The following is a 23511-nucleotide window of genomic DNA, read 5'->3' on the forward strand; positions in this document are numbered from 1 at the left end:
TCGCCAAGCTCGTTGAGCTTCGCTTCGCGCTCCTGGTCGGCAAACAGGCTGTGTTTGATCATCGGAATCACGTCAGAATCATGTCACCGACATCATGCCAGAGTCGGAGCGGTTTTTCGAGGTTCCCCTTGGTTTTGCAATGATTTCGTTCATGCTCTCCGGTGAAGGCTAGGTTAGTTCTATGGAAAAGCTTTTACATCGCTGGAAGTAGCTGTCGGTCCCAGTTCGGCGTTCGGCAGCGCCAAGCCCTTGAATCGCATCAACTTTTTGCCACCGATGCCACGGCAGCAGCTATACTGTTTCGGTATTAGATCGGTCCTTGAGGGCCACGGCGGCAGGGGCGGAAAGACCTGTTACGTTTCTTGGACTTGATGCCCATTGGCTTGCCGGAGCCCCGTTCTGTTAATCCGCAGGTCCCTGGTTCGAGTCCAGGTCGGGGAGCCAGAATATAGAAAAGCCCAATCCTTACAGGTTGGGCTTTTTGCATTTTTGGCACATTTTCCTGCAGAAAGCAGCCGACGGGCGCCGGCTGCCTGGGTGCAGCTTACAGTGCTTTCACCTGCAGGGTCTGATCTGCTGTCTTGATATTGAACAGACGGTCGATATTGGGATGTTTGCCCGGGTTGGCGCGGGCATCCTCGGTGTGCTCGGCATAAATTTTCAGGCCGAGTTCGGCTGCCTCGGGCGTGATCGCGCCGAGCTGGTCGGCCAGCCAGCCATAAACGCGCAGCGAGCCCGCCTGGCCTGGTTTGTTTTCGATCTTGGCCACGGGCGTGCCTGACTGGTCGAGCAGTTCGATGGCCGCCACCGCATCCATGACGGGAAGCAGGGCCAGGTTGTCGGAAAATTTATCGCTGAAGTTTGGTCGTTGCATGAGCTTCTTATAGGTGATCATCGGGTTAAAAACGGTATTTTGTCACAGGTGCTCTCAGTTGGTGATGCCGTGATGGTAGCGTATGATCTTGCTACCAATTCAACGAGGGATTAGACATGAGCGAAAAGAACATCGAAGTCACCATTCTGGAATCCCTGAATCATTTGCTGACCAATCACCCGAGCCTGCTCCCGACGGTATATGACATCGTCCACACCCAGCTGGGCTTGCCGAAGGATCAGTTGCGCTGGCTGTCGGGGCAGAACCGCATCCCGCTGGTCGATATCAATCAGTTTGGCTACGACGAGCAGCTCGGTGTCGAACACGATATCCGCACCAAGTACGGCTTCGAGGGCGATCTCGCGCGCATGTATGCTGAGAACAAGGGCTACCTCGTGCACAAGTGGCACCACTACCTGCCGCTGTACGACCGTTATTTCAGCGCCTATCGCGGCAAGAAGTTGCGCTTTCTCGAAATCGGCGTGAGCAAGGGCGGCAGCCTGCAGATGTGGCGTAAGTATTTTGGCGACGAGGCCATCATCTATGGCGTCGACATCGATCCCAACTGTGCGAAGCTGAATGGCATTGCCGGTCAGGTGCGCATCGGCTCGCAGACCGATATCCAGTTCCTGACGTCGGTGGTGGAGGAGATGGGCGGCGTTGACATCGTGCTCGATGACGGCAGTCACCAGATGGCGCATATTCCGGTGACGCTCAAGGGTCTGTTCCCGAAGGTCAGCGAAGGCGGTCTCTACATGATCGAGGATTTGCATACCGCGTACTGGGACACCTTCGGCGGCGGCTATCGCGCGCCCAGTAACTTCTTCAGCACGATGGTGCAGGACTTGATCGACGACCTCCATCATTGGTATCACATCGACGGGCAGAAGGTGCCGGAAGTCAGCAACTTCTGCCCTGGCCTGCACATCCACGATTCGATGGTGGTGCTGGAAAAGCAGCGCGTGCAAAAGCCATCGCGCTCGCTCATCGTCTGAGCTTGCGCGGCCCGGGGTACGGGACTTATTTGCCGTACGGGTCGATGGTCTTGATGCGGCCGTCTTCGTCGTAGTGCAGCTCGGTCACTTTCACCGAGCGCAGGTGGGTGATGCCTTTGGACAGGCTGCTGTCGTGGTAGTACAGGAACCAGCGGCCTTCGAACTCGACGATCGAATGGTGGGTGGTCCAGCCGATCACCGGCGTCAGGATCTTGCCCTGGTAGGTGAACGGGCCGTACGGGTTGTCGCCCACCGCGTAGCACAGGAAATGGGTGTTGCCGGTCGAGTAGGAGAAGTAGTACTTGCCCTTGTACTTGTGCATCCACGGGCCTTCGAAGTAGCGGCGGTCGTGGTCGCCGGCCAGCAGGGGCTGGCCATTTTCATCCAGAATGACGACGTCGCGCGGGGCTTCGGCAAACTGCTTCATGTCGGCCGTCAGGCGCGCCACGCGCGCGGTCAGCGCCGGCTGCTCGTCCGCCGGCTCTTCGTTCGCCGCGCCATATTCGTTGTTGCGGTACTTCTGCAGTTGCCCGCCCCAGATGCCGCCGAAGTACATATAGTGCTCGCCCTGATCCTCAAACACCGCCGGATCAATCGAATAGCTGCCTTCGATGGCCGCAGGCTCAGGCGTGAACGGGCCTTGCGGCTGGTCGCCCACCGCCACGCCGATCTGGAAGATGCCATCGGCGCGCTTGGCCGGGAAGTACAGGTAGTATTTGCCGTCCTTGTACGCCGCATCCGGTGCCCACATCTGGCGCTCGGCCCATGGCACGTCCTTCACGTGCAGCGCCACGCCGTGGTCGGTGGCGCTGCCATCCGGGTTGTCCATCGACAGCACGTGATAATCCTCCATGCCGAAGTGGTCGCCGTTGTCGTTGAAGGGAATGCCGGCCTCGATATCGTGCGACGGGTAGATGTAGATCTTGCCGTTGAATACGTGCGCCGACGGATCAGCCGTGTAGATGTGGCTCACCAGTGGCTGCGAGATGGCGCGTTGCAGGGCCTGTTCTTCGGCCGGGGTCAGTTGTTCGGACATGGTTGCCTTATGCGGTAGGTTGAGCGCGGCGGGTTTGCAGATCCAGTTCGATCGTGCGTTCCGATGCCTTGTTGATTTCGTAGAAGTAGAGCAGACCGGCGCCCACCAGGAATGGAATCGAGGCGTAGACGCTGATCGACAAACGGATGCCTTCCGCCACGGTTTGCGGCTGCACGGCCTGCGTGCCGTCGTAGCCAAAGCTGGACAGCAGGGCCGCGACCAGTGCGCCGCCGATGCTCAGGCCGGCCTTCAAGCCGAAGATCATGGCCGAGAACAGCAGGGCAGTGGCGCGGCGGTTGTTTTTCCATTCGGAGTAGTCGGCCACGTCGGCAATCATCGCCCACAGCAGCGGGATGGTGATGCCGTAGAAGAAGCCGTGCAGGATTTGCGAACCGAACACCAGGCCGATCGAGGTTGGCGGATACAGGTAGAACGCCAGCATGAACAGGGTGGAGATAAACAGCGTCACACCGTACACGTCGCGCTTGCCAAAGCGGTCGGCCAGCGACTTGGAGAAGCCGATGCCGATGATCATGCAGAGGATGCCGGCGCCATTGAACAGGCTGAAGGCCGAGGTGGCCGGGTCTTCAGGCCACTGGAACTTGGTCAGGCCGATGCTGTTCAGCGCCGCGTTCAGGTGACCGATAAAACTGATGAAGCCGATGTCCTTCAGGAAAGCGGCCAGCGCCGCTTCGCTCAGGTAGTTCTTGAAATAGTAGATGTACAGGCCGCCCTTGAGCGCCAGCGTGACAAACACCAGGATGGTCAGCAGCATCATCACTACCCACGGCTTGTTGCGCAGCAGGTCGGCCACGTCCTGGCCGATGGTGGAGCGCTGGGCGGCGGTCGGCACGATGCGCTCGCGGGTGGTGGCAAAGGTGATCAGGAAGCAGATGGTGCCGGCCACAGCAAAGATGATCATGGTGTTGCGGAAGCCTTCGACCTTGTCGCCGCCGCCCAGGATCAGCACCAATGGCAGCAACAGCACCTGGATGATGAGCTGAGCCACCATCACCGCCACGAAGCGGTAGGACGACAGGCTGTTACGCTCCTGCATGCTGCCGGTCAGCACGCCGCTCAGGGCCGAGTAGGGCAGGTTGTTGGCCGAGTAGATCAGCAGCAGCGCGATGTAGGTCAGGGTGGCGTAGATGATCTTGCCATTGTCGCCCAGGTTGGGCGTACTGAAGGCCAGGATGGCGATCAGGCCAAACGGCACCGAGGTCCACAGCAGCCACGGGCGGAACTTGCCCCAGCGGGTGACGGTGCGGTCGGCCAGCAAGCCCATCAGTGGATTGAAGCAGGCGCCAGCCAGGCCGCCGATGAAGATGATGGTGGCTGCCGCGTTGGCCGAGATCTTGTAGACGTCGGTATAAAAGAAGGCAATGAAGGTCAGCAGCGTCTGGAAGATCAGGTTGGCGGCCAGGTCGCCCAGGCTGTAGCCGATCTTTTCCATGACCGAAAGTTTGCCCGTCGGGCTCAGGTTGGTATGGCTCATCGTGTCTCGATTATTGTTGTGGGCGCCGGGTTGCCGCGGCGATTGTCATGGTAATACCATGGCGTCAATGTGAAAAAGATAGCGCAACCATTTCATTGTCACTTTTCCCGCCGGGGGCGTCAAGCGCGGTATGCGGGATTGGGCGAAAAAAAATTCGCCAAATCAAAAAACTCCCGCTATAATTCTGGCCTCAATTCCCTGATAGCTCAGTCGGTAGAGCGACGGACTGTTAATCCGCAGGTCCCTGGTTCGAGTCCAGGTCGGGGAGCCAGAATTCAGCAGCATGCAAAAAAACCAGCCCTGATCCGGCTGGTTTTTTTGCGTTTTAGCGATGCATTTCAATGTCAAGGGCTTCAAGGCGGTAGTGAGACTGGCTCACACGCATCTCGTAGATATGTTTCAACGTGGATAGCGATGGGTTGTTTCGGATGTTTTCCAGTGCCGGCAAGTGGTCAGCTTTGCATCCGAAATAGACTGCGCTTATTGCCCTGGGATTTATTCTGAACAGGTGGATCGCAGGCTCCGCGAAATTGGAGGTCAGGTGATAGATCTCCGCCTTTACGCTCTCGTCGGCCATGTCCTCGTGCATTTCGTATTCGTTGGGATAGGTGATCCGCATTCTCTTCCGATCGCCGATTTCCTTTTCATCCGTCAGGACTATGCTCGGATGCTCCCGGCAGAGCTTCCTGACTTGCTCATTGTTGTCGCAAATGATCACGTCAGCGTCGCGTAGCCGGACGACTGTCCGCTGTTCCTTCTCGTATATCCATTCGTTGGCCTTGGTGAACAAAACCCCTCTGTGGAACTTCTTCCAGTGGTAGTCGCTCATGGAATCAGGGGCAGAGGATTCCGCTCGGCGGAAGTTCGGGAAGTCGAATCGGTAATCGACCTTCTCTGGAAATTCGTAGACTTCGCCCAAAGGGTCTTTTCCGAATCTGCTTTGCCGGCCGTCTACCACTTTGAGCGAGTCCATGAAGAATGGCTGGGCGAAGTCGAACTCGACCACTACTCCCCTGTGCTGGTCGGCATAATGTGCCCACATCAGGGGGTTGTTGTGATCTTCCGTGAAGGCCAATATCCCTAAGTCGGAAAGATCGGCTTGGATAATCCCCATCAGGTCCATGAGAGTATGCTCATCTGCCTGTTCGGAGGCATGACCATTGCTTTTGTAATACTCGGCTTGGTTTCGGTCCGCGTCACGTACTTGGTCAAGGATTAGGTTTCCCTCGAAGGGGTCGTTAAGCGCTACGGCTGGAGTCGCACGTATCATCGGATTGATGAAGAAGTCACCCCGCAATGGCATGTATTTATAGAGGAATCGGCCCATGGCTTTCCATTTCGTATTTGTCATGGTTAGTTTATTTCAAGAATTATTTCATATTGCTTTTATTTCGGCCACATGGGAATTGGTAGAAGCCAAGGGTTCAGCCGTATGTTAAAAGCAACTTAAACCAGATTGGTTTTTTTGCTTTTCATTCGACATTTTGGCAATTTTCATAATTGCGGTGGCCCCGGCGAATCTGCACAATGCAGCGGCATTATCCTCACATAAGGAAGCCGCATGCGCATCGAATCGATCATTCCTGGGACCACGCCATCTCAACCTGTCGGTGGGAATTCGCGCCGCAGCTTTCTCAAGGCGGCCAGTGGGCTGACGCTAGGCTTCTTCATCCCCGCCGCCAACCGGCTGGCGCAGGCCGATGGCGGGGCAGCGCCGTCCGCACCCAACGCTTTCCTGCGCGTCGCGCCGGATAATACCGTCACCGTGATGGTCAACCGTCTGGAATTTGGTCAGGGCGTGCAGACCGCGCTGCCGATGCTGATCGCGGAAGAACTCGACGTTGAGTGGTCAAAGGTGCGCGCCGAGCTGGCGCCGGCCGGCAATGCTTTCAAGGACCTGGCTTTCGGACTGCAGATGACCGGCGGCTCTATCTCGGTGGCACATTCGTTCACCCAGTATCGCGAAATCGGTGCGCGCGCCCGTGCGATGCTGATCGCCGCCGCGGCAGCTCAATGGCAGGTTCAACCTGGACAATGCGTCACCCGCAACGGCATGGTGCTCGGTCCCGACGGCCGACAAGCCAGCTACGGGGCATTGGCCGACGCGGCCATGCAGCAGCCGGTGCCGGCGAGCGTCCAGCTGAAGGATGCCAAGGATTTCCGGTATATCGGCAAGCCGCTCGGGCGCCTCGATGCGCGCGCCAAGTGCAATGGCCAGCAGCAGTTCGGCATGGACTTCAGTTTGCCGGGCGCGAAAGTGGCGGTGGTCGCCCGGCCGCCCGTGTTTGGCGCAAGGGCGCGCGCGGTCGATGCAACTCGCACCCGGGCCATCAAGGGTGTGATCGATGTGATTGAGGTGCCGACCGACGGCGGCGGGCGCGGTGTGGCGGTGATCGCGGACGGTTATTGGATCGCGAAGAGGGGCCGCGATGCGCTGACCATAGACTGGGATACCAGCGCCGTCGAGAAAGTCGACTCGAAACAGCAGATGGCGAACTACCACGCGCTGGCCCTGACCCCGGGCCTGCCAGCGCGAACGGCTGACGTCAGCCGGCTGGCATCGGCGCCGAAGACGATCTCCGCGACCTATGAGTTCCCTTACCTGGCCCACGCGCCGATGGAGCCGCTGAACTGTGTCGTCGATCTCCAGGCTGATCGCTGTACGGTATGGGCCGGTTCGCAGTTCCAGACCGTCGACCATGGCGCTATCGCGGCCACGGCCGGACTGAAGCCGGAGCAGGTTACGCTCAACACGATGTCGGCTGGCGGCGCGTTCGGGCGCCGCGGCGTGCCCAGCTCCGATTATCTGGTTGAAGCAGTCAATATCGCCAAGGCCTATCAGCGTGGCCCGCTGAAAGTGATCTGGAGCCGCGAAGACGATATCAAGGGCGGCTACTATCGCCCGTCCTATGTCCACAAGGTCGATCTTGGCCTAGACGCCGCGGGCGGCATCCTGGCCTGGGACCATGTGATCATTGGTCAGCCCATCAGTACCGGCACGCTGTTTGAGGCGGCGCTGGTGAAGAATGGGGTCGACACTTCAATGATCGAAGGGGTAGGCGAAACCTATGACGTACCGCTGAACCTGACGGTGCATAACATCAAGGCCAATGTGCCGGTCCTGTGGTGGCGGGCAGCCGGCTCGACCCATACGGCCTTCGTGGTCGAGACGTTGCTGGATGAAGCCGCCCATGCGGCAAAAATCGATCCGGTGGTGTTCCGCCGCAAGCTGCTGGGCCGGAAAAACGGCCGTCATCTGGCCGCGCTCAATCTGGCGGTGGAAAAATCCGGCTACGGCGTGAAAAAATTGGCCAAGGGCCGTGGCTGGGGCGTGGCGCTGCACGGACTGTCCGGCGGCGTGGTCGCCTATGTGGTCGAAGCATCGGTGAAAAATGGCGTGCCCACCCTGCACCGGGTGTCGGCCGCAGTCGACTGCGGGATGGCGGTCAACCCGCTGACGATTGAGGCGCAGATTGAGGGCGCGGTGCTGATGGCGCTCGGCACCACGCTGCCGGGCGCGGCCATTACCCTCAAGGAGGGCGTGGTTGAACAGGGTAACTTTGGCGATTATGCGATGGCGCGCATGGCCGACATGCCGCGCGTGGATGTGTATATTGTGCCATCGGACCAGGCGCCGACCGGCATGGGGGAGGCCGGGTTTCCCCCGCTGGCCCCAGCCTTTGCCAACGCGCTCTTTGGCGTCACCGGCAAACGGCTGCGCAAGTTGCCATTCGACCTGGGCGCAGCCTGATGCCGGTGGCAAGGTTGGGCGAAAAGAACGCACTCATCTAAATCTGACAGAAAACCGCGATTCCTATGGACGAGAAACTTGCCACTCGGTATTCTGAGTGATGTTTCTTCACCAAGATGAATAGAGTAGAGGTAGATTATGAGCAGCGAAAACAGAGCAGTTGTCTACGGCACGGAAGACCTGCTGGAGAGCCTGTGCAAGTCGGTGACCAAAGTGCTGGAAGCCGCGACCCAGAACAAGGTGGTGTACTCCGGCATGGTGCAGCGCATTACCAAGATCGGCCTCAAGCCCGATATCGGTTGCTTCGTGTTGTTTGACGGCGGCTTTACCGGCCTGGTGGTGCTGAACTTTGCTGCCGGCACGGCAATGGAGATCTATGAGCGCTACATGATCAACATGGGCATGCCGAAGTCGGAACTGGCCGGCTCCCACACCTCGGACGAGGTGGCCAACATCATGGGCGAGCTGATGAACCAGATCGTCGGCGACTTCACCGGCAAGGTGCGGCGCGAGCTGCAAACCAACATCACCCAGAACCAACCGAAAATGCTGGTGCTGAACAAGCAGATCGTGCTCAGCGTGGATACCCCGCTGGACCGTCCGGAAATGCGCCGTGTCAGCTTCTATACCGAGAGCGGCAATGTGTTCTACCTGGAACTGGCGATCGACCGCACCGAGTTCATCCGCCTGCACGATTTTGACGCCAGCGAAATCGACGATCCCGACGCCTTGCTGGAACAGCAGCGCGCAGCCAATGCGGCGGCCGCGCCGGCCGCCAGCGCCGGCGGCGGCGATACCGATGCCGACGAACTGCTGCGTTCGCTAGGCATGTAATTTCATCCCCTCACACGGCCAGCCATGCGCTGGCCATGCTGCTTTTTGTGGCAAATTTCCTACAATTGCCATGTCTCCCCAAGGCCCGATGCCGTCCCGGCAAGCTTATCGATATCATCATTTGGTGGTCAGGACGACACACCTAAGCCACTGAATATTCAGTCTTTACATATGCTTAACCGAATTTCCAACCGTTAATCTGGATGCTCTTATATTCAGCTTGCAATACATGGTATCAATCTAAGAGAATATCGCCTTTCAAAAAAGTCAGTGCACTATTGATAGCTACAACAAGCGCTGCACGGCACAAAAGAGAAAGCAGGAGACACTGTTTCTAACTCTTTGCACTACATTTAAATCGGGAAATTGAATGATCAAACTGTCGAAGATGCACAAGCGCGTACTGGCGCTGAGCGCCATTTTGCCTATCGGCTCCGCCCTGGCACAAACTGACGCCGCCACCGCCCAACAGCCACAGCTGGAAACCGTGACCGTGACCGCCCAGCGCCGCGCGGAAAACATCAAGGATGTGCCAGTTTCCGTGACCATGCTGAACAACGAAAAGCTGGACGTGCTGCTGTCCGGCGGTCAGGACATCCGCTTCCTGGCCGGTAAAGTGCCTTCGCTGAACGTGGAATCGTCAAATGGCCGTACCTTCCCGCGCTTCTACATCCGCGGCTACGGCAACACCGACTTCTCGACCTTCGCTTCCCAGCCGGTATCGCTGGTATATGACGACGTAGTGCAGGAAAACGGCATCCTGAAAGGCTTCCCGGTCTTTGACGTGGCTGGCGTGGAAGTGCTGCGCGGCCCGCAGGGCACGCTATTCGGCCGCAACACCCCGGCCGGCGTGGTCAAGTTTGAATCGGCCAAGCCGAGCCTGGAAAAAGTCGAAGGCTACTACAGCCTGTCGTGGGCTTCGCACAACACCACCAACCTGGAAGCGGCTGTGAACGTGCCGCTGTCGAGCGAGTGGGCGATGCGTGTATCGACCCTGCGTCAGCACCGCGACGACTTCGTCGACAACACCTACACCGGCCAGACCAACGCGCTGGAAGGCTACAACGAACACGCCGAGCGCGTGCAGTTCCTGTACAAGCCAAACGCCACTTTCAACGCCCTGTTCAACGTGCACGCCCGTAGCACCGACGGCAGCGCGCGCCTGTTCCGTGCCAACCTGATCAAGAAGGGCACCAACGACTTCGCGGACGGCTACGACTTCACCAAGATCAACACCAACGGCCTGAACTTCCAGAACTTGCGCACCAACGGCGCCAACGCCCGCCTGACCTGGGACCTGGGTTCGGTCAAGCTGTTCTCGATCACCGGCTACGAAGGCGTGGACAACTACTACACCCGCGGCGACATCGATGGCGGCACCCCGACCGGTCCTGGCTTCATTCCATTCCAGGTGCAGACCGCCGGCAGCATGCCTGAGCTGAAGCAGTACAGCCAGGAGTTCCGCGTTGAATCGAAAAACGCCGGCCCGCTGAACTGGCAGGCTGGCGTGTACTACTTCAAGGAAAGCGGCGACGGCGCATCGGATAACTTCGACAGCACCACCCAGCTGCAAACCTCGCACCTGTTGAGCCACCAGAACAACACCGCCTACGCGGCCTTCGGTTCGGTGACCTACGACGTGAACAGCGACTTTTCGGTCCGCGGCGGCCTGCGCTACACCCACGACCAGAAAGACTTCCGTACGGTGGAATCGTGGAACGTGACCCAGATCGGTCCGAAGTCGGTCGACGAGAGCAAGAACAAGGCGAACTGGGACCTGAGCGGCACCTACAAGCTGAACAAGGACGTCAGCGCCTACGCCCGCGTGGCGACCGGCTTCCGCGCGCCGTCGATCGCTGCGGCGTCGGCATCGGTGCCGATCACCGTGGCCGATGCCGAAACCATCACTTCGTATGAAGCCGGCATCAAGGCGGACCTGTTCAACCGCCGCGCCCGCGCGTCCCTGAGCGTGTTCAACTACGATGTAAAAAACCAGCAGCTGACCGTGGTGGGTGGTAACTCCAACGTGACCAAGCTGATCAACGCTGCCAAGACCGTTGGCCGTGGCCTGGAAGGCGAGATCGAAGGTTTCGTGACCCCGGACTTCAAGGTCAGCCTGAGCGGTTCGTACAACTTCACCGAGATCAAGGATCCTAGCCTGTACGTGGCCAAGTGCGCCCAGTGCACCATCACCGATCCGATCGGTGCCAACGGCCTGGTGTCGATCAACGGCAACCCGCTGCCGCAAGCTGCCAAATACATCGTGAACGCTTCGGCGCGCTACAACTTCCCGCTGGCCGACGGCAACCTGTTTGTGCTGACCGACTGGTCGTACCGCAGCAAGATCAACTTCTTCCTGTATGAGTCGAAGGAGTTCACCGGCAAGGAAATGCTGGAAGGCGGCCTGCGCGTGGGTTACAACTGGGATGGCGGCAAGTATGAAGTGGCAGCGTTTGGCCGCAACATCACCAACACCCGTCGTATCATCGGCGGCATCGACTTCAACAACCTGACCGGCTTCGTCAACGAGCCGCGCCAGTTTGGCTTGCAGTTCCGCGGCGGTTTTTAATTAATTGCCGCTCAGCCTAGACAGCTGAAAAAGGGCCGTATATAATGCGGCCTCTTTTCCCTGATAGCTCAGTCGGTAGAGCGACGGACTGTTAATCCGCAGGTCCCTGGTTCGAGTCCAGGTCGGGGAGCCAGAATACAAAGGCCTCGTGCGAAATCACGAGGCCTTTTTCTTTGGTTTATCGTCACGCTGTTTTTTTTAGCTCGGCGAGGCGCAGTTCGGGATTGGCTTCGCTGCCCTCGCTCATTTGTCGCAGTAGCTCAAACAGCGTGAGCAAACGGGATTCGGTGCCGACAAAGCCACGTTCGGCAAGGGTGTCCAGCCATGCGATCGCTTTTTCTGTCGCGGGTGTCACGTCGAACTGCGGCTCGTCTGAACCTTGTTGGTAGAACTTGCGCAGCCAACCATGCTCTGGTTTGGCTCAGGTATTCAGAAAGTCCAAGGCTGCGCCAGCATACGCATCTTGTCCGATATGTTCGCGTAAGCCATAGAGTTCATCTTCCAACGCCTCCGCCAGGTCTGCGGCACCCATGGTGCGGACGTTGGGAGCAATGAATGTGCGTTGCAAGAAGCTGACGATGAGCGGCGCATTGCGCGCGGACAGCAACCGCCATGCTGGGTGGTTGGCGCGCAGGCTTTCAAGAGTGGCGTGGTCGAGTTTCACCGAGGCGTGACATCGTTGTAATAATGTTCAAATTGTAAGCTATATGGCAAGTGATCGGCGGATGTACAAACTTGTAAACTTTGTCGTCTCGAACGCCATTCATCCTACTCAGACAGCCGTAGGAATGCGGCTGGTGTCAGCACCGAGATGCCGCGATAAGGATGCATGTCCGGGAGGTGGTTGTCTCCGCTTACGATGTTGAGCGATTTGGCCTCGACCGCCAATTCCAAGAACTTATTATCCGTTGGGTCTGAGCAATCAGAAATCGTGACGGACACGTTAATGAATTCGCTGCTCCTCGCTAGCATCAGCATGAATTCGCAGCGGCTGGAATCAGGAAAATACCGGTCGAATTTCTTGCGCGCGACCACTTCGGTGAGCTCTGTCCAAGTCGCTTCAGATTGGACAAGCTGGTAGTGTGCGACAGCATGCAGCAACGCTTGGCGGCTTACCGAGGCCGGAATAATTGCAGCGCTGATGAGGACATTGGTATCGAAAACGATATGCGACAAACTACTTTGCGTCATTGACCAGACGGCTTATGTCGGCTTCTGTCAATCCATCCGCCATCGCTTGATGACCAACGCGTGACAGCACGTTGGCCAAGGCGTCCGACGCTTCTTTTCCGTGCAAGGCGCAAGTTCGCGTACGACCTTCATGAATTGGAAAAGTGCCTCTTTAGCATCCCCGTTCGGAGAAATAACGACAGATACTGGACGGCCACGTCTTGTGATGAGCACGGGCTCCCGCTGGGAGGTGTCGATCATTTTGTCAAAATGATTTTGCGCTTCAAGGGAAGTCATTGTTCAAGATTTGGTGAAGCAATGTCTGGGGCCGATTAATATTTTTTCCAGTGTTAATTTTTGAAGTGAATATTTTGATTGGAGAGTAAACTTTCATAGCGGAAAGCTGATGAGAATAGCGGGAAATATTTTCCACTGGATTCCACAGAAGTTCTTTGCGCATCAGGTTCGATGGGCACATAGCGCCACGGACTGTGTTCCGGGATCCAGAACACAGAACAGCCCGGCCTTACAGTTGGGCTTTTGCTTTTCAGCGCAGGAACAGCTGGACTGCAATGGCGACCACGAACGCCATGGTGGTCACTTGCGCGCCGATCAGCCATTTGGCCAAGTGGTCGATCTTGGCGTCGAGCCGATCCAGCTTTGCTTCCGTCCGGTCCATCCTGGCATCTCGGGCATCCATTCTTGCATCATGGCGATCCATTCTGGCATCCTGCAGGTCCATTCTTGCGATCAATACTTGAAACTGGCTGCTAAACGCGCGTTCCAGTCGCTGCGACTCGGCCTCGATTTTTGCGCTCATGCGCCGCTCCAGCGCGTGCAGGCCATCGTTGAATTCGCGGCGCAGCTTTTCTTCGGTCAAAGCGAACTGCACCTGAACAGCCTCAAAGCCGCTGTCCATTCGTTGCCTTAACAGGGCAATATCACATTGCAGATCGGCCACGGCTTTCTCCAATTTCGCAAGGCGGGCTTCATGATCATCATACGCTGATGTGGCGTGCGATTCGTTGGCATAGCTTCCATGATTGGGCTCCTTGAGGGAATCCATTCATTGTTCCGAGGTATGCGCTCACCGCTTTGCGCTGGCTCAATGCAACGGTCGCTCCGCTTTCCGGAAGCCACGCAAGCGGTGGATGACATCTGCAGCTTCTGCGCGCTCAGCGTGGAGTATGATGTAGCGGTGATTGTAGATGTCATTCAACCGGCGTTGGGACAACAATGAACACTATCCCTGAAGAAATCAAGCGGGAGCTTTCCCCTCACGAGCAACTGCAATGGTGGGGGCGCCCGCGCCAAGGTTTGGTACTCAGGCGAGCGGATAGCCTGGCCATTCCGTTTAGCCTGCTCTGGTGCGGCTTTGCCATCTTTGGGGAGTATTCAGCCTTGCACGCCAGCGGAGCGCCTGGATTCTTTGCGCTATGGGGCATTCCCTTCATCTGCATCGGCCTGTATATGGTGTTTGTCCGCTTCCTGGCTGACGCCAGGCAGCGCTCGAACACGTATTACGCGGTATCGAACAAGCGCATTCGAACCTTGCAGCATCCATAGCGGAGGCGGGACGTGATGTCGATCGCCATAATGACATTGGTTGCAGGACTCAGTGCCGCACCGGCAAGCCAGGCAGCGTACACCTTCATTGAAGGCCAACTGCCGGCGAACAGGCAGCCGGATGGGAACTCTATCATCATCGAGGGGGCACAGGAATTGCTGGTCATTGATACCGGCCGCCATCCCGAGCATACGGACAAGATCATCGCCATGGCCACGGCGCGCAATAAGCCGATCACCGCCATCGTCAACACCCACTGGCACCTCGATCATGCCACCGGCAACGCGCGCATCCGTGCCGCTTATCCGGATGCAAAGCTGTATGCGAGCACCGCGGTGGAGGGCGCGCTAAAAGGCTTCCTGATCCGCGGCGTCGATGAGGCCAAGGCCAGTCTGAACGATCCCGCCGTGCCGGAAGCACGCAAAACCGACACGCGGCTTTATCTGAACGCGATCAACGATCCGGCCAACCTGGTTCCCGATCATCCGGTCAACGGGCCGATGACGATCAAGCTGGGCGGGCGCGAGTTGCAGCTACGTCTGGCCCGGCACGCGGCAACGGCGGGCGACGTGTGGGTATATGACCCAGCCGACAAAGCCGTGTTCGTTGGGGACCTGGTGGTGGTGCCGCTGCCGTTCTTTGATACCGGCTGCGCGGAGGGCTGGCGCCAGGCCTTGGCCGAGATCGATCAACTGGATTTCCAGACCCTGGTGCCGGGACACGGGCTGCCGATGGATCATGGCAGCTTCTCCAGCTACCGTCGTGCTTTTGAGGCGTTCACCACCTGCGCCGACGGCAACCAGCCGACGGCCAGCTGCGTCGCGATCTGGCAGCAGCAGGGCGCATCTTTCGTCGCCGCGCACGCGGACCAGAAGTACGTCCAGGCGGCGCTGACCTACTACGTTGACCGGATCATGCGCTCGCCGGCCAGACGCAGCGAATATTGTGGCAAGTGAGGATACCCATGAGCAAATACCTGATTTCTTTCCCCAGCGCGGCGATGGTGGTTCCAGACGATGAATTTGAAGAGGTGGTGCGCACCTCGCATGCCGTGATCGAGGAGGCCAAGGCGGCGGGCGTCTACGTGTTCGGCGGCGGCATTGATGAGAGTGTGGCGCCGGTGCGGGTGGCGGCCGACGGTACGGTCAGCGAGGGCGGTTACCCTTGGGCGCCGACGCTCGACGGCGGCTTCACCGTGCTGGAATTGCCGTCGCGCGAGGACGCCATTGCCTGGGCGGCGCGCATCGCCAAGGCGTGCCGCTGCGATCAGGAACTACGGATCTTCCACTTCGATCCGCTGTCCTGAGCGTTTCCTTATTTCATCATGCGTGCGGCCACTTCCGCCACACGCTTGCCGTAGGCTTTGGCAGTATCCAGATCGCCTTGCGGAATCTCGTCGACACTGGCGTCCGATGGCGATTGCACCAGCAGGCCAACCGAGCCGCCCAGGTTGTTCAGGTCGGTGCGTTGCGCAGCCTTGGTGTTGGCCGGCAGGATGCCCAGGCTGACCCAGATGCCGCCGTGCTGCGAGGCCAGCGTCTGCAGCGAGATCAGCGAGACCTGCTTGTCGCCGTTGAAGCTGGCGCTGTTGGTAAAGCCGCCGAACACCTTGTTCTGCCAGCCGCGCGTGAACCAGACCTTGGAGCTGGCTTCGGCAAACTTCCTGAATTGCCAGCTCGGGCTGCCCATGTAGGTTGGCGTGCCGAAGATGATGGCGTCGGCTGCCGCCAGTTTGTCCCAGCCGCCTTCCGGCAGATTGCCTTCCGCATCAATCGCCAGCAGCTCGCCGCCCGCGCCTTCGCTCACATATTCCGCCACGCGCCTGGTATGGCCGTAGCCGGAATGGTAGACCACAATCGTCTTGCTCATAAAACCTCCGCTTGAATGATGAGCTAAAAGTGTAAAGCAGAGATAGCGGGCTGGTAAGTACGTACTAAAAGGTTAGTGACAGGCTGGGAGATTTCTGCCTGAGCTGTTCCCGCCTTCTTTAGGCTGCCGCCAGCAGGTTTTGCGTGGTTCGTAGATAATCGACGGATATTTTCTTTTGAAAGTGTCCCATGTCGAATTTGTCTGATTTCCCGATTACCGGCAAATGGCCGGCCCAGCATCCTGACCGCCTCCAGCTGTATTCGCTGCCGACGCCGAATGGCGTGAAGGTGTCGATCGCGCTGGAGGAAACCGGGCTGCCGTACGAGCCGCACCTGGTCAGCTTTGACCGCAATGACCAGCTGTCGCCGGAATTCCTGTCGCTGAATCCGAACAACAAGATCCCTGCCATCATCGATCCCAACGGCCCCGGCGGCAAGCCGCTGCCGTTGTGCGAGTCTGGCGCCATTTTGCTGTACATCGCCGACAAAACCGGCCAGCTGATGCCCAAGGACGCCGCCGGCCGTTACGAAACCATTCAATGGGTGATGTTCCAGATGGGCGGCATCGGCCCGATGTTCGGTCAGGTGGGCTTCTTCCACAAGTTTGCCGGCAAGGACTACGAGGACAAGCGTCCGCGTGACCGCTACATCAACGAATCCAAACGCCTGCTGGGGGTGCTGGAGCAGCGCCTGGAAGGCCGGCAGTGGATCATGGGCGACGACTACACGATTGCCGACATCGCCATCTTCCCGTGGGTGCGCAATCTGGTGAATTTCTACGGCGCCGGCGAACTGGTCGAGTTCCATCAATTCAGCAACGTGCAGCGCGTGCTGAACGCTTTCCTCGCGCGTCCGGCCGTGGCCAAGGGACTTGAGATTCCGTCGCGCGGCTGATTAATGACTGGGGGCGCGGCAGGCGGCGTCGCTTTCCCAGCGGCCGGAGCAGATGCGCGAGCGGCACAGCATGCCTTCGATGAGGCCGAGCTGCTTGCAGCGCGCCAGCAGCTGCGCGGTGCTGTCGCCATCCTGACGTTCGACGATGTCGCGCGGGCGTTCCGGCGTGACGGCGGCTGGCTTGCTGGCGTGCGCCACCAGGGCGGTCAATAGAACAATGTCGGTGTCGCCGGCTGGCGCCGCCGGTGGTGTCGCGTGGACTGCCGGCGCTGCCTTCTGCTGCGCGGTGACTGCGCGCGCAAGCGGTCGTGTTGGGGGCGTGGCGGCGCCATTGCTGACGCTCCCGATCGCGCTGGCGGGGCCGCCCGGCGGCCCGTCGCCGCTTTCGGCCATGGCTGGCGATGTCATGTTGACGATCGCCGCAGCTTGCACTGTCTGCGGCAAATGCCCCTGCACCGCCGGCGTTGCCCGCCGCGCCGTGCTGCTGTAATCCTGCCGGAAAGTCTTCGGCGTGATGGTTTTATCGTGCATCATCCACGCCACGCAACACATCAACAGTAGGAGCGCAAACAGGCCGATGGTCCAGCCATCGATGCTCCAGCTGGCTGCGCGTGCCGGGCTTGCCGCCCGCGCGCCATGCTCCAGTTGCGCCAGGATGCGCCCGCTGTCCACCGGCCGCTGCGCGCCGCGACTGCCCATCAGATCTGGTTTTGCCTTGTCCACAATATCTCCCATGCGTTTGATCTGGCCGGAATCGCAGCGTTGCGAACGGCCTACGATGCAGTGTCCGGTCTGTGGCGAGGACCCGTTTTGATGGAGCGCACCATGTTTCTCTTTTCTGTGTTGTTGTTCTTTGTGGTGACGTGTTTTTGTGCCTGGCTGTTGTTGTTTCCCGCTGGTCGTGAGGTGGTGGTGCAGTCGCTAAGCGCGGCCGGGCGCCGTATCGCACAGCGCCTGTGCGGCGGCGTGCAGGACGGCGTGCAGCAGGCGCACGCGCTGGGACGCGAAACCGGCAACGTGCTGCGTCGCCTGCTGCGGTTTCTGAAGCGGCGCTATTTGCTGATGCTGGCGGCGTTGGTGCTGATCACCGTGCCGCCCATGCTGGCGCTGATGCTTGGCGGGCGCGGCATGCTGTCCGGCTTTGACAGCGACACCCAGGCCATCAACGAACAGATTGCCGGTTTGCTGCAGGGCGAGCAGCTCAGTGCGCCGGCGCCTCTGCCGCCGCCAACCTTCACCACGGCCGAAGTGACGCTGGTGCGTCCCATGCTCGACGGCGCCAATCGCAACTGGCAACTGCTTGATCCGGCGTTTGCGCAGCGGCTGCTGTTGGTGTTCAAGATCATGAAGGAGCGGCACGGCTATGACATGGCGATCCTCGAAGGCTATCGCAGTCCGGAACGGCAAAATGCGCTCGCTGCCGCCGGCCCCGGCGTGACCAACGCCAGGGCCTTCCAGAGTTATCACCAGTTCGGGCTGGCGGCCGATTGCGCCTTCCTGCGCGACGGCAAACTGGTGATTTCGGAAAAAGATCCCTGGGCCATGCGCGGCTACCAGTTCTACGGCGCCGCCGCCGAGGCGGCCGGACTGACATGGGGTGGCCGCTGGACCATGATGGATTTCGGCCACGCCGAGCTGCGCACGCCGGGCACGCTAAAGAAATAAGTGAGATTGTTTTTGCGCAAGAAATACCGGCTTTGTTGGTGGCAACATTGATCGGTCCGCCTGCCGCCTGGGCGCTGCTTCTCTTGCCGGACACGATTTATGATGCGCAGAATCTGGACCTTTCTGACCGATCGCCGCCACCTCACCATCATCGGCCTGATGGCGATGGCGGCGTTCTTTTACCTCGGCGCGCAAGTGCTGGAGCTGGCGTTGAGCTGGGCGCTGGTGGCGATTGGCGCGATGCTGGCGCTGGCCGGCGCGGTCTGGTGGTGGCGCTGCTGGCGCGCGCGGCGCGAGTCCCGGCATTTGGGAGAGGCCATCGGTCAGGCCGATGCCGATCCTTCCGCCGCCGAGGTCAAGGCTATCCGCGATAGTATGCTCAGGGCGATAGAGACGATTCGCAGCTCCAAACTGGGCATCGTCTCCGGCGCGCGTGCCTTGTACGAACTGCCCTGGTACATGATCATCGGGAATCCGGCCGCCGGCAAGAGCACCGCCATCGCCAACTCCGGCCTGCAGTTTCCGTTTGCGGATGGGAAGGTGCTGCAGGGCGTGGGCGGCACACGCAACTGCGACTGGTTTTTCACTACCGAGGGCATCCTGCTCGACACGGCGGGGCGCTATTCGGTGCTGGACGAGCATCGCAGTGAATGGCACGGCTTTCTCGACCTGTTGAAGAAGCACCGCCGCCGCGCGCCCATCAACGGCATCATCATCGCGGTCAGCATCGCCGAGCTGCGTGGCGATGATCCCGAAGCCGGCATCAAGCTGGCGCGCAGCCTGCGCAAGCGCGTGCAGGATCTGATCGAGCGGCTGGAGGTGTTTGCACCGGTGTACCTGGTGTTCACCAAGGCCGATCTGATCGCCGGCTTTAGCGAATTCTTCGCGCAGGCCGAGCGCAACGAGCGCGAACGTGTGTGGGGCGCGACCATGCCGTATCAGCGCAAGACCAGCAGCCAGCAGCTGATGGCGTTCTTTGATCACGCCTTCGATGAATTGTGCGATGGCCTGAAAGCCATGAGCGTCGCCATCATGGGACAACAGCGGCGCGAGCGAATGGGGCCGGGCGTATTTACCTTTCCGCTGGAGTTTTCCACGATTCGTACGCCGCTGCGTGCCTTTCTTGTGACGCTGTTTGAAGAAAATCCCTTCCAGTTCAAGCCGGTGTTTCGCGGCTTTTACTTCACCAGCGCACTGCAGGAGGGCATGCCGCTCAGTGAACAATCGCAGCGCGTGGCCAAACGCTTCGCGCTCACGACACCGGATGCGCCACAAGCCAGCGATGCAGGCCATGCAGGCTTCTTCTTGCTGAATCTGTTCCGCAAGGTGATCTTTGCGGATAAGGATCTGGTGTCGCAGTACGCCAGCAAGACCAAGGTGCGTCTGCGTTATGCGGCGTTCTTTTCTGCGGTGCTGCTGCTGGGAGCTGCGCTGGGCGGCTGGAGCTGGGCGTATATCGGCAATCGTCAGTTGGTCGGCAACGTGCAGGCCGATCTCGACAAGGTGATCAAACTGCAGGCCAGGCGAATCGATCTGCAATCGCGGCTGGAGGCGCTGGAAATTATCCAGGACCGTATCCAGCAGCTGGAGAAGTACCGCACCGCGCGCCCATGGTCGCTGCGCATGGGGCTTTATCAGGGGGATGCGTTGGAGCGCAAGCTGCGTGAGGAATACTTCGCCGGCGTGAAGAATGTCATGCTGATGCCGGTGGTCGCCAGTCTGGAGACGCTGCTGTCCGAGATGAATGCGCACGCGGACCAGCTGCAGCCGCGTGGCGTGCCTGTTGCAGCGGTGCCAGGCAAGTTTCAGGAAGCCTCCGCCACCAACGTTGATGACGCCTACAACGCCCTCAAAAGCTATCTGATGCTGGCCGATAAATCACACGCGGAAGCCAGCCACCTGAACGACCAGTTGCCGCGGCATTGGCGCGCCTGGCTGGAAAACAATCGTGGCACCATGCAGCGCGAGCAGATGATCCACAGCGCCGAGCGGCTGATGACCTTTTATCTCGCGCAGATTCCAGATCCCGCCTGGCCGCGCATTGATTTGAAGCTGGCGCTGGTGGATCAGGCGCGCGAGAACCTGCGCCGCGTGGTGCGCGGCATGCCGGCGCGTGAACGTGTTTATGGCGATATCCGCGCCCGTGCCAACACGCGCTTTCCGACGCTGACCGTAGCGCGCATGCTGGGCGAGCAGGATCAGGCAATGGTCACCGGCAGTTATGCCGTGCCGGGCGCCTACACGCGCGAGGCATGGGAAAAATTCGTCAAGGACGCATTTCGCGATGCGGCCAACCGTGAGCTGCAAAGCACCGACTGGGTGCTGAAGACCGCCGCCCGCGATGATCTGACGCTGGAAGGCAGCCCTGAACAAATCCAGAAAGGGCTGACGGATTTATACAAGGCCGACTACGTGCGCGAGTGGCAGAGGTTTGTGCAGGGCCTCAGCGTCGGCAGCCTGAATGGCTTTGATACTGCCGTAACGGCGATGAACCGGTTAGGCGATCCGCAAACTTCGCCCTTGCTGAAACTGATGGGCGCACTGCATGAGCAAACCACATGGGACAATCCATCTGCAATGAGCGCAGAGGTGAAGGAGGCGCAGGCAGGCTTCATCAACTGGATCAAATACAGCCTGCTGCGGCGCTCTCCGGCGCAAGTCAACATCAACCTGCCGGCGGAACGCGTGGCCACATTGGGGCCGGTGGGACGCGAGTTTGCCGGCATCGGCAAGCTGGTGGCGGCCAGGGATAAAGACGCCTCGCTGCTGCGTGCCTACATGGAAGTGCTGTCCAAACTGCGTAGCCGTTTGAACCAGCTGAAGAACCAGGGCGACCCCGGCCCCGGCGCACGTCAATTCATGCAGCAAACGCTGGACGGCAGCGGCTCCGAACTGGCGGATGCGCTGCGCTTTGTGGACGAGCAGATGCTGGTCGGGATGAGCGACGCGCAGAAGCAGTTCATCCGTCCCGTTCTGGTGCGGCCGTTGATGCAGACCTTTGCCGTGTTGATTCCTGCGACGGAAGCGGAAATCAACAAGACGTGGCTGGCGCAGGTGTACGAACCGTTCCAGCAAACGCTGGCGAACAAATATCCGTTCTCGCCCAACGCGCGCGTCGAAGCTGCGGACACGGAAATCGCCCAATTCTTTGGACCGGACGGACTGATCGCCAAATTTGCCACCGCCTCGATGGGCTCACTGGTGCTGCGGCGTGGGAACGTACTGGCGCCCCGCACCTGGGCGGACATGGGCATCGCGTTGTCGCCGCAGACCGTGGCGCGCTTTCCCGGCTGGATAGCACCGCCTGGTACGGGCGGCGCCGCCTCGCCTGCTGCCGCACAGACCATCTTCCAGATCCAGCCCATGCCTGCACCTGGCGCATTGGAATACACGGTGGAGATAGACGGCCAGCAGCTCCGCTACCGCAACACGCCTGCGCAGTGGGCCAATATGGTTCATCCAGGGCCGCAAGGTGTGTCCGGTGCACGCATCACAGCGGTGGCAGCCGATGGGCGCAATGTGGATGTGTTCAGCGAGCCGGGCGAGTCGGGACTCAAGCGCATGATCGACGCCGCAAACAAGCAGAAACGCGACGGCGGCGTGTTTGAACTGCGCTGGACCAGCGGCGGCATCACGGTGGCGATGGGATTGAAGATTATCAGCAGCGCGGCAGTGCCACAGGACCAGGGCTTCCGTGGCATGCGCCTGCCGGAGACAGTGGTAGGCGCGCCGCTGGCTGCGTCTCTGCCATCCGCGCCCGCGCCGTTGACGCCGGCCGGCGGCGGGCCGCCAGCCACGGTGTTGGCGGGGGCCGTGCAATGAAGCGCGGACCGCAGCGGGTGCGTATCGGTTACTTTGGCAAGCTGCCCACGCGCGCTGATTTCATCAAGGCGGCCGACAACCTGGCGCTGGTCAAGCTGCTGGACGACTGGCTGGCTGAAGTCATGAATCTTCTCAGTGCCGATCCGCGCTGGAAGCATAATTACGATGCCTTGCGTCCGCTGCGCTTTGCCTTTGTGGGCACGCGCAGCAAGCGTGCCATTGCCGGCCATCTGGCGGCCAGCAGCGATAGCTCTCATCGCCGCTATCCCTTCCTTAGCATGAGCACGATCGACGTGGAGCAGCCGGCTATTTTTGTGCCACGCAGTCCGATGGTGCTGGCTCCCTTGTGGAACGAGCAGGATGCGCTCGACGCCGAGGTGCTGGAGGCCGACGATCCGGCGGCGGTACTGCAGGCACTGTCCAGCGCTTGCGTCGATGTCAATCCGGCTGATGCACGGCATGAGCGGGAGTTCATCGATTTTCTCGATCGCCACACGATTGCGGCGCTGGAGGCCATGCTGGGTAGCGCCGCGCTACGCCGCACCATCCTTGCCCTCGGCCTGCTGCTGCAGCCGGTACGGCGCAGCGGTGCCGAGCGGCTGGACAAAAGCCTGGTTCTGCCGCTGCCGGCGGCCGCGCATCAGCGCGAGCTGGTGGCGACGTTCTGGATGGACTTGGTCGTGCCGTTTTTGCAGCAGTCGGATTTTGAACTGAGCCTGTTCCTGGCTGAGCTGCGCGGCCAGCCCTCGCTGGTGGTCGGTTTTGGCGGTGCGGCGCCGGAAACACTGGCCGCCATCATCGATCCACACAGCGCGGCCGAACAGCAAATTCATTTCGATTACGCCGGCTGGGTCGATGAACTGATAGCGGGCGACGCTCGCGTACAGAAGCTCTCGGCTTATCTGGAGCAGGGCCAGCTCTCGCTGCGTTCCGTACAGGCGCTATTCCACGAAACCTTTGTCTGAAGGAGT

Annotated in this window: 19 protein-coding genes, 2 tRNA genes and 1 pseudogene; 13 read left to right on the plus strand and 9 right to left on the minus strand. The window is 59.8% G+C overall.

Annotation, left to right across the window (positions count from 1 at the left end):
* Nucleotides 1-544: 544 nt before the first annotated feature.
* Entirely contained in the window at nucleotides 545-874 is a 330-nt protein-coding gene (locus ABDW57_RS13030) for a DUF2322 family protein (protein WP_343730867.1), read from the minus strand.
* A 116-nt stretch (nucleotides 875-990) separates the two neighbouring features.
* On the opposite strand from ABDW57_RS13030, the gene ABDW57_RS13035 reads away from it, so the two are divergent.
* Nucleotides 991-1869 carry a class I SAM-dependent methyltransferase gene (locus ABDW57_RS13035; protein ID WP_343730626.1) on the plus strand — a complete coding sequence of 293 codons (879 nt, stop codon included), beginning with the start codon at nucleotides 991-993 and terminating at the stop codon, nucleotides 1867-1869.
* A gap of 25 nt (nucleotides 1870-1894) precedes the next feature.
* Here ABDW57_RS13035 and ABDW57_RS13040 read toward each other — a convergent pair whose 3' ends face one another.
* Nucleotides 1895-2905, minus strand: coding sequence for a glycoside hydrolase family 43 protein (locus ABDW57_RS13040; protein ID WP_343730627.1), 1011 nt, complete (start codon nucleotides 2903-2905; stop codon nucleotides 1895-1897).
* A gap of 7 nt (nucleotides 2906-2912) precedes the next feature.
* Nucleotides 2913-4400 carry a glycoside-pentoside-hexuronide (GPH):cation symporter gene (locus ABDW57_RS13045; protein ID WP_343730628.1) on the minus strand — a complete coding sequence of 496 codons (1488 nt, stop codon included), beginning with the start codon at nucleotides 4398-4400 and terminating at the stop codon, nucleotides 2913-2915.
* Between the two features lie 195 nt (nucleotides 4401-4595).
* Between ABDW57_RS13045 and ABDW57_RS13050 the strand changes: the two genes are divergently transcribed.
* Nucleotides 4596-4671 (plus strand) — tRNA-Asn (locus ABDW57_RS13050).
* A 54-nt stretch (nucleotides 4672-4725) separates the two neighbouring features.
* Here ABDW57_RS13050 and ABDW57_RS13055 read toward each other — a convergent pair.
* Entirely contained in the window at nucleotides 4726-5751 is a 1026-nt protein-coding gene (locus ABDW57_RS13055; RefSeq protein WP_343730629.1) for a DUF2971 domain-containing protein, read from the minus strand.
* A gap of 210 nt (nucleotides 5752-5961) precedes the next feature.
* On the opposite strand from ABDW57_RS13055, the gene ABDW57_RS13060 reads away from it, so the two are divergent.
* From ABDW57_RS13060 to ABDW57_RS13075, 4 genes are all read left to right on the plus strand, one after another.
* Nucleotides 5962-8151 carry a xanthine dehydrogenase family protein molybdopterin-binding subunit gene (locus ABDW57_RS13060; RefSeq protein WP_343730630.1) on the plus strand — a complete coding sequence of 730 codons (2190 nt, stop codon included), beginning with the start codon at nucleotides 5962-5964 and terminating at the stop codon, nucleotides 8149-8151.
* Between the two features lie 138 nt (nucleotides 8152-8289).
* Nucleotides 8290-8985: a DUF3334 family protein gene (locus ABDW57_RS13065; protein WP_343730631.1), complete on the plus strand. Its 696-nt coding sequence runs from the start codon at nucleotides 8290-8292 to the stop codon at nucleotides 8983-8985.
* Between the two features lie 370 nt (nucleotides 8986-9355).
* Nucleotides 9356-11554, plus strand: coding sequence for a TonB-dependent receptor (locus ABDW57_RS13070; RefSeq protein ID WP_343730632.1), 2199 nt, complete (start codon nucleotides 9356-9358; stop codon nucleotides 11552-11554).
* A 57-nt stretch (nucleotides 11555-11611) separates the two neighbouring features.
* Nucleotides 11612-11687: transfer RNA gene (locus ABDW57_RS13075), tRNA-Asn, on the plus strand.
* Nucleotides 11688-11747: 60 nt separating this feature from the next.
* On the opposite strand, the pseudogene ABDW57_RS13080 reads toward ABDW57_RS13075, so the two are convergent.
* The 3 genes and pseudogenes from ABDW57_RS13080 to ABDW57_RS13090 form a co-directional block, all read right to left on the minus strand.
* Nucleotides 11748-12218 (minus strand): annotated as a pseudogene (locus ABDW57_RS13080) (DUF3375 family protein); the annotation flags it as partial.
* Nucleotides 12219-12322: 104 nt separating this feature from the next.
* Nucleotides 12323-12730: a putative toxin-antitoxin system toxin component, PIN family gene (locus ABDW57_RS13085; RefSeq protein WP_343730633.1), complete on the minus strand. Its 408-nt coding sequence runs from the start codon at nucleotides 12728-12730 to the stop codon at nucleotides 12323-12325.
* A gap of 541 nt (nucleotides 12731-13271) precedes the next feature.
* The gene (locus tag ABDW57_RS13090; RefSeq protein WP_343730634.1) at nucleotides 13272-13790 is read right to left on the minus strand and encodes a hypothetical protein; all 519 of its coding nucleotides are present in this window, start codon (nucleotides 13788-13790) and stop codon (nucleotides 13272-13274) included.
* A 170-nt stretch (nucleotides 13791-13960) separates the two neighbouring features.
* Here ABDW57_RS13090 and ABDW57_RS13095 point away from each other — a divergent pair, with 170 nt between their 5' ends.
* Genes ABDW57_RS13095 through ABDW57_RS13105 form a run of 3 tightly spaced genes read left to right on the plus strand, consistent with a single transcriptional unit; the run spans nucleotide 13961 to nucleotide 15597 of the window.
* A complete protein-coding gene (locus ABDW57_RS13095) occupies nucleotides 13961-14290 on the plus strand; it encodes a hypothetical protein (RefSeq protein WP_343730635.1) in 330 nt (109 codons plus the stop codon).
* 15 nt (nucleotides 14291-14305) lie between these two features.
* A complete protein-coding gene (locus tag ABDW57_RS13100; protein ID WP_343730636.1) occupies nucleotides 14306-15247 on the plus strand; it encodes an MBL fold metallo-hydrolase in 942 nt (313 codons plus the stop codon).
* 8 nt (nucleotides 15248-15255) lie between these two features.
* Complete coding sequence (locus tag ABDW57_RS13105; protein WP_343730637.1) at nucleotides 15256-15597, plus strand: transcription initiation protein; 342 nt, start codon at nucleotides 15256-15258, stop codon at nucleotides 15595-15597.
* Nucleotides 15598-15605: 8 nt separating this feature from the next.
* Here ABDW57_RS13105 and ABDW57_RS13110 read toward each other — a convergent pair whose 3' ends face one another.
* On the minus strand, nucleotides 15606-16160 hold the full coding sequence (locus tag ABDW57_RS13110) for a flavodoxin family protein (protein WP_343730638.1): 555 nt from the start codon (nucleotides 16158-16160) through the stop codon (nucleotides 15606-15608).
* 188 nt (nucleotides 16161-16348) lie between these two features.
* Between ABDW57_RS13110 and ABDW57_RS13115 the strand changes: the two genes are divergently transcribed.
* Entirely contained in the window at nucleotides 16349-17053 is a 705-nt protein-coding gene (locus ABDW57_RS13115; protein ID WP_343730639.1) for a glutathione S-transferase N-terminal domain-containing protein, read from the plus strand.
* On the opposite strand, the gene ABDW57_RS13120 is transcribed toward ABDW57_RS13115, so the two are convergent.
* Nucleotides 17054-17776, minus strand: a complete 723-nt coding sequence (locus ABDW57_RS13120; protein ID WP_343730640.1) for a hypothetical protein — start codon at nucleotides 17774-17776, stop codon at nucleotides 17054-17056.
* 102 nt (nucleotides 17777-17878) lie between these two features.
* Between ABDW57_RS13120 and ABDW57_RS13125 the strand changes: the two genes are divergently transcribed.
* The 3 genes from ABDW57_RS13125 (at nucleotide 17879) to tagF (ending at nucleotide 23505) form a co-directional block, all read left to right on the plus strand.
* Complete coding sequence (locus ABDW57_RS13125; RefSeq protein WP_343730641.1) at nucleotides 17879-18718, plus strand: M15 family metallopeptidase; 840 nt, start codon at nucleotides 17879-17881, stop codon at nucleotides 18716-18718.
* Between the two features lie 102 nt (nucleotides 18719-18820).
* Nucleotides 18821-22540, plus strand: a complete 3720-nt coding sequence (gene tssM / locus ABDW57_RS13130) for a type VI secretion system membrane subunit TssM (RefSeq protein WP_343730868.1) — start codon at nucleotides 18821-18823, stop codon at nucleotides 22538-22540.
* Nucleotides 22537-23505 carry a type VI secretion system-associated protein TagF gene (gene tagF, locus ABDW57_RS13135; RefSeq protein WP_343730642.1) on the plus strand — a complete coding sequence of 323 codons (969 nt, stop codon included), beginning with the start codon at nucleotides 22537-22539 and terminating at the stop codon, nucleotides 23503-23505. Before tssM ends, tagF begins: the two co-directional genes overlap by 4 nt.
* Nucleotides 23506-23511 lie beyond the last annotated feature (6 nt).

It is taken from the genome of Duganella sp., from assembly GCF_039595735.1.
Lineage (GTDB): Bacteria > Pseudomonadota > Gammaproteobacteria > Burkholderiales > Burkholderiaceae_D > Rugamonas.

Coding starts and splice junctions, on each gene's coding strand:
- ABDW57_RS13030 (WP_343730867.1), bottom strand. CDS start 874: ATGCAACGACCAAACTTCAGCGATAAATTTTCCGACAACCTGGCCCTG.
- ABDW57_RS13035 (WP_343730626.1), top strand. CDS start 991: ATGAGCGAAAAGAACATCGAAGTCACCATTCTGGAATCCCTGAATCAT.
- ABDW57_RS13040 (WP_343730627.1), bottom strand. CDS start 2,905: ATGTCCGAACAACTGACCCCGGCCGAAGAACAGGCCCTGCAACGCGCC.
- ABDW57_RS13045 (WP_343730628.1), bottom strand. CDS start 4,400: ATGAGCCATACCAACCTGAGCCCGACGGGCAAACTTTCGGTCATGGAA.
- ABDW57_RS13055 (WP_343730629.1), bottom strand. CDS start 5,751: ATGACAAATACGAAATGGAAAGCCATGGGCCGATTCCTCTATAAATAC.
- ABDW57_RS13060 (WP_343730630.1), top strand. CDS start 5,962: ATGCGCATCGAATCGATCATTCCTGGGACCACGCCATCTCAACCTGTC.
- ABDW57_RS13065 (WP_343730631.1), top strand. CDS start 8,290: ATGAGCAGCGAAAACAGAGCAGTTGTCTACGGCACGGAAGACCTGCTG.
- ABDW57_RS13070 (WP_343730632.1), top strand. CDS start 9,356: ATGATCAAACTGTCGAAGATGCACAAGCGCGTACTGGCGCTGAGCGCC.
- ABDW57_RS13090 (WP_343730634.1), bottom strand. CDS start 13,790: ATGGATTCCCTCAAGGAGCCCAATCATGGAAGCTATGCCAACGAATCG.
- ABDW57_RS13095 (WP_343730635.1), top strand. CDS start 13,961: ATGAACACTATCCCTGAAGAAATCAAGCGGGAGCTTTCCCCTCACGAG.
- ABDW57_RS13100 (WP_343730636.1), top strand. CDS start 14,306: ATGTCGATCGCCATAATGACATTGGTTGCAGGACTCAGTGCCGCACCG.
- ABDW57_RS13105 (WP_343730637.1), top strand. CDS start 15,256: ATGAGCAAATACCTGATTTCTTTCCCCAGCGCGGCGATGGTGGTTCCA.
- ABDW57_RS13110 (WP_343730638.1), bottom strand. CDS start 16,160: ATGAGCAAGACGATTGTGGTCTACCATTCCGGCTACGGCCATACCAGG.
- ABDW57_RS13115 (WP_343730639.1), top strand. CDS start 16,349: ATGTCGAATTTGTCTGATTTCCCGATTACCGGCAAATGGCCGGCCCAG.
- ABDW57_RS13125 (WP_343730641.1), top strand. CDS start 17,879: ATGTTTCTCTTTTCTGTGTTGTTGTTCTTTGTGGTGACGTGTTTTTGT.
- tssM (WP_343730868.1), top strand. CDS start 18,821: ATGCGCAGAATCTGGACCTTTCTGACCGATCGCCGCCACCTCACCATC.
- tagF (WP_343730642.1), top strand. CDS start 22,537: ATGAAGCGCGGACCGCAGCGGGTGCGTATCGGTTACTTTGGCAAGCTG.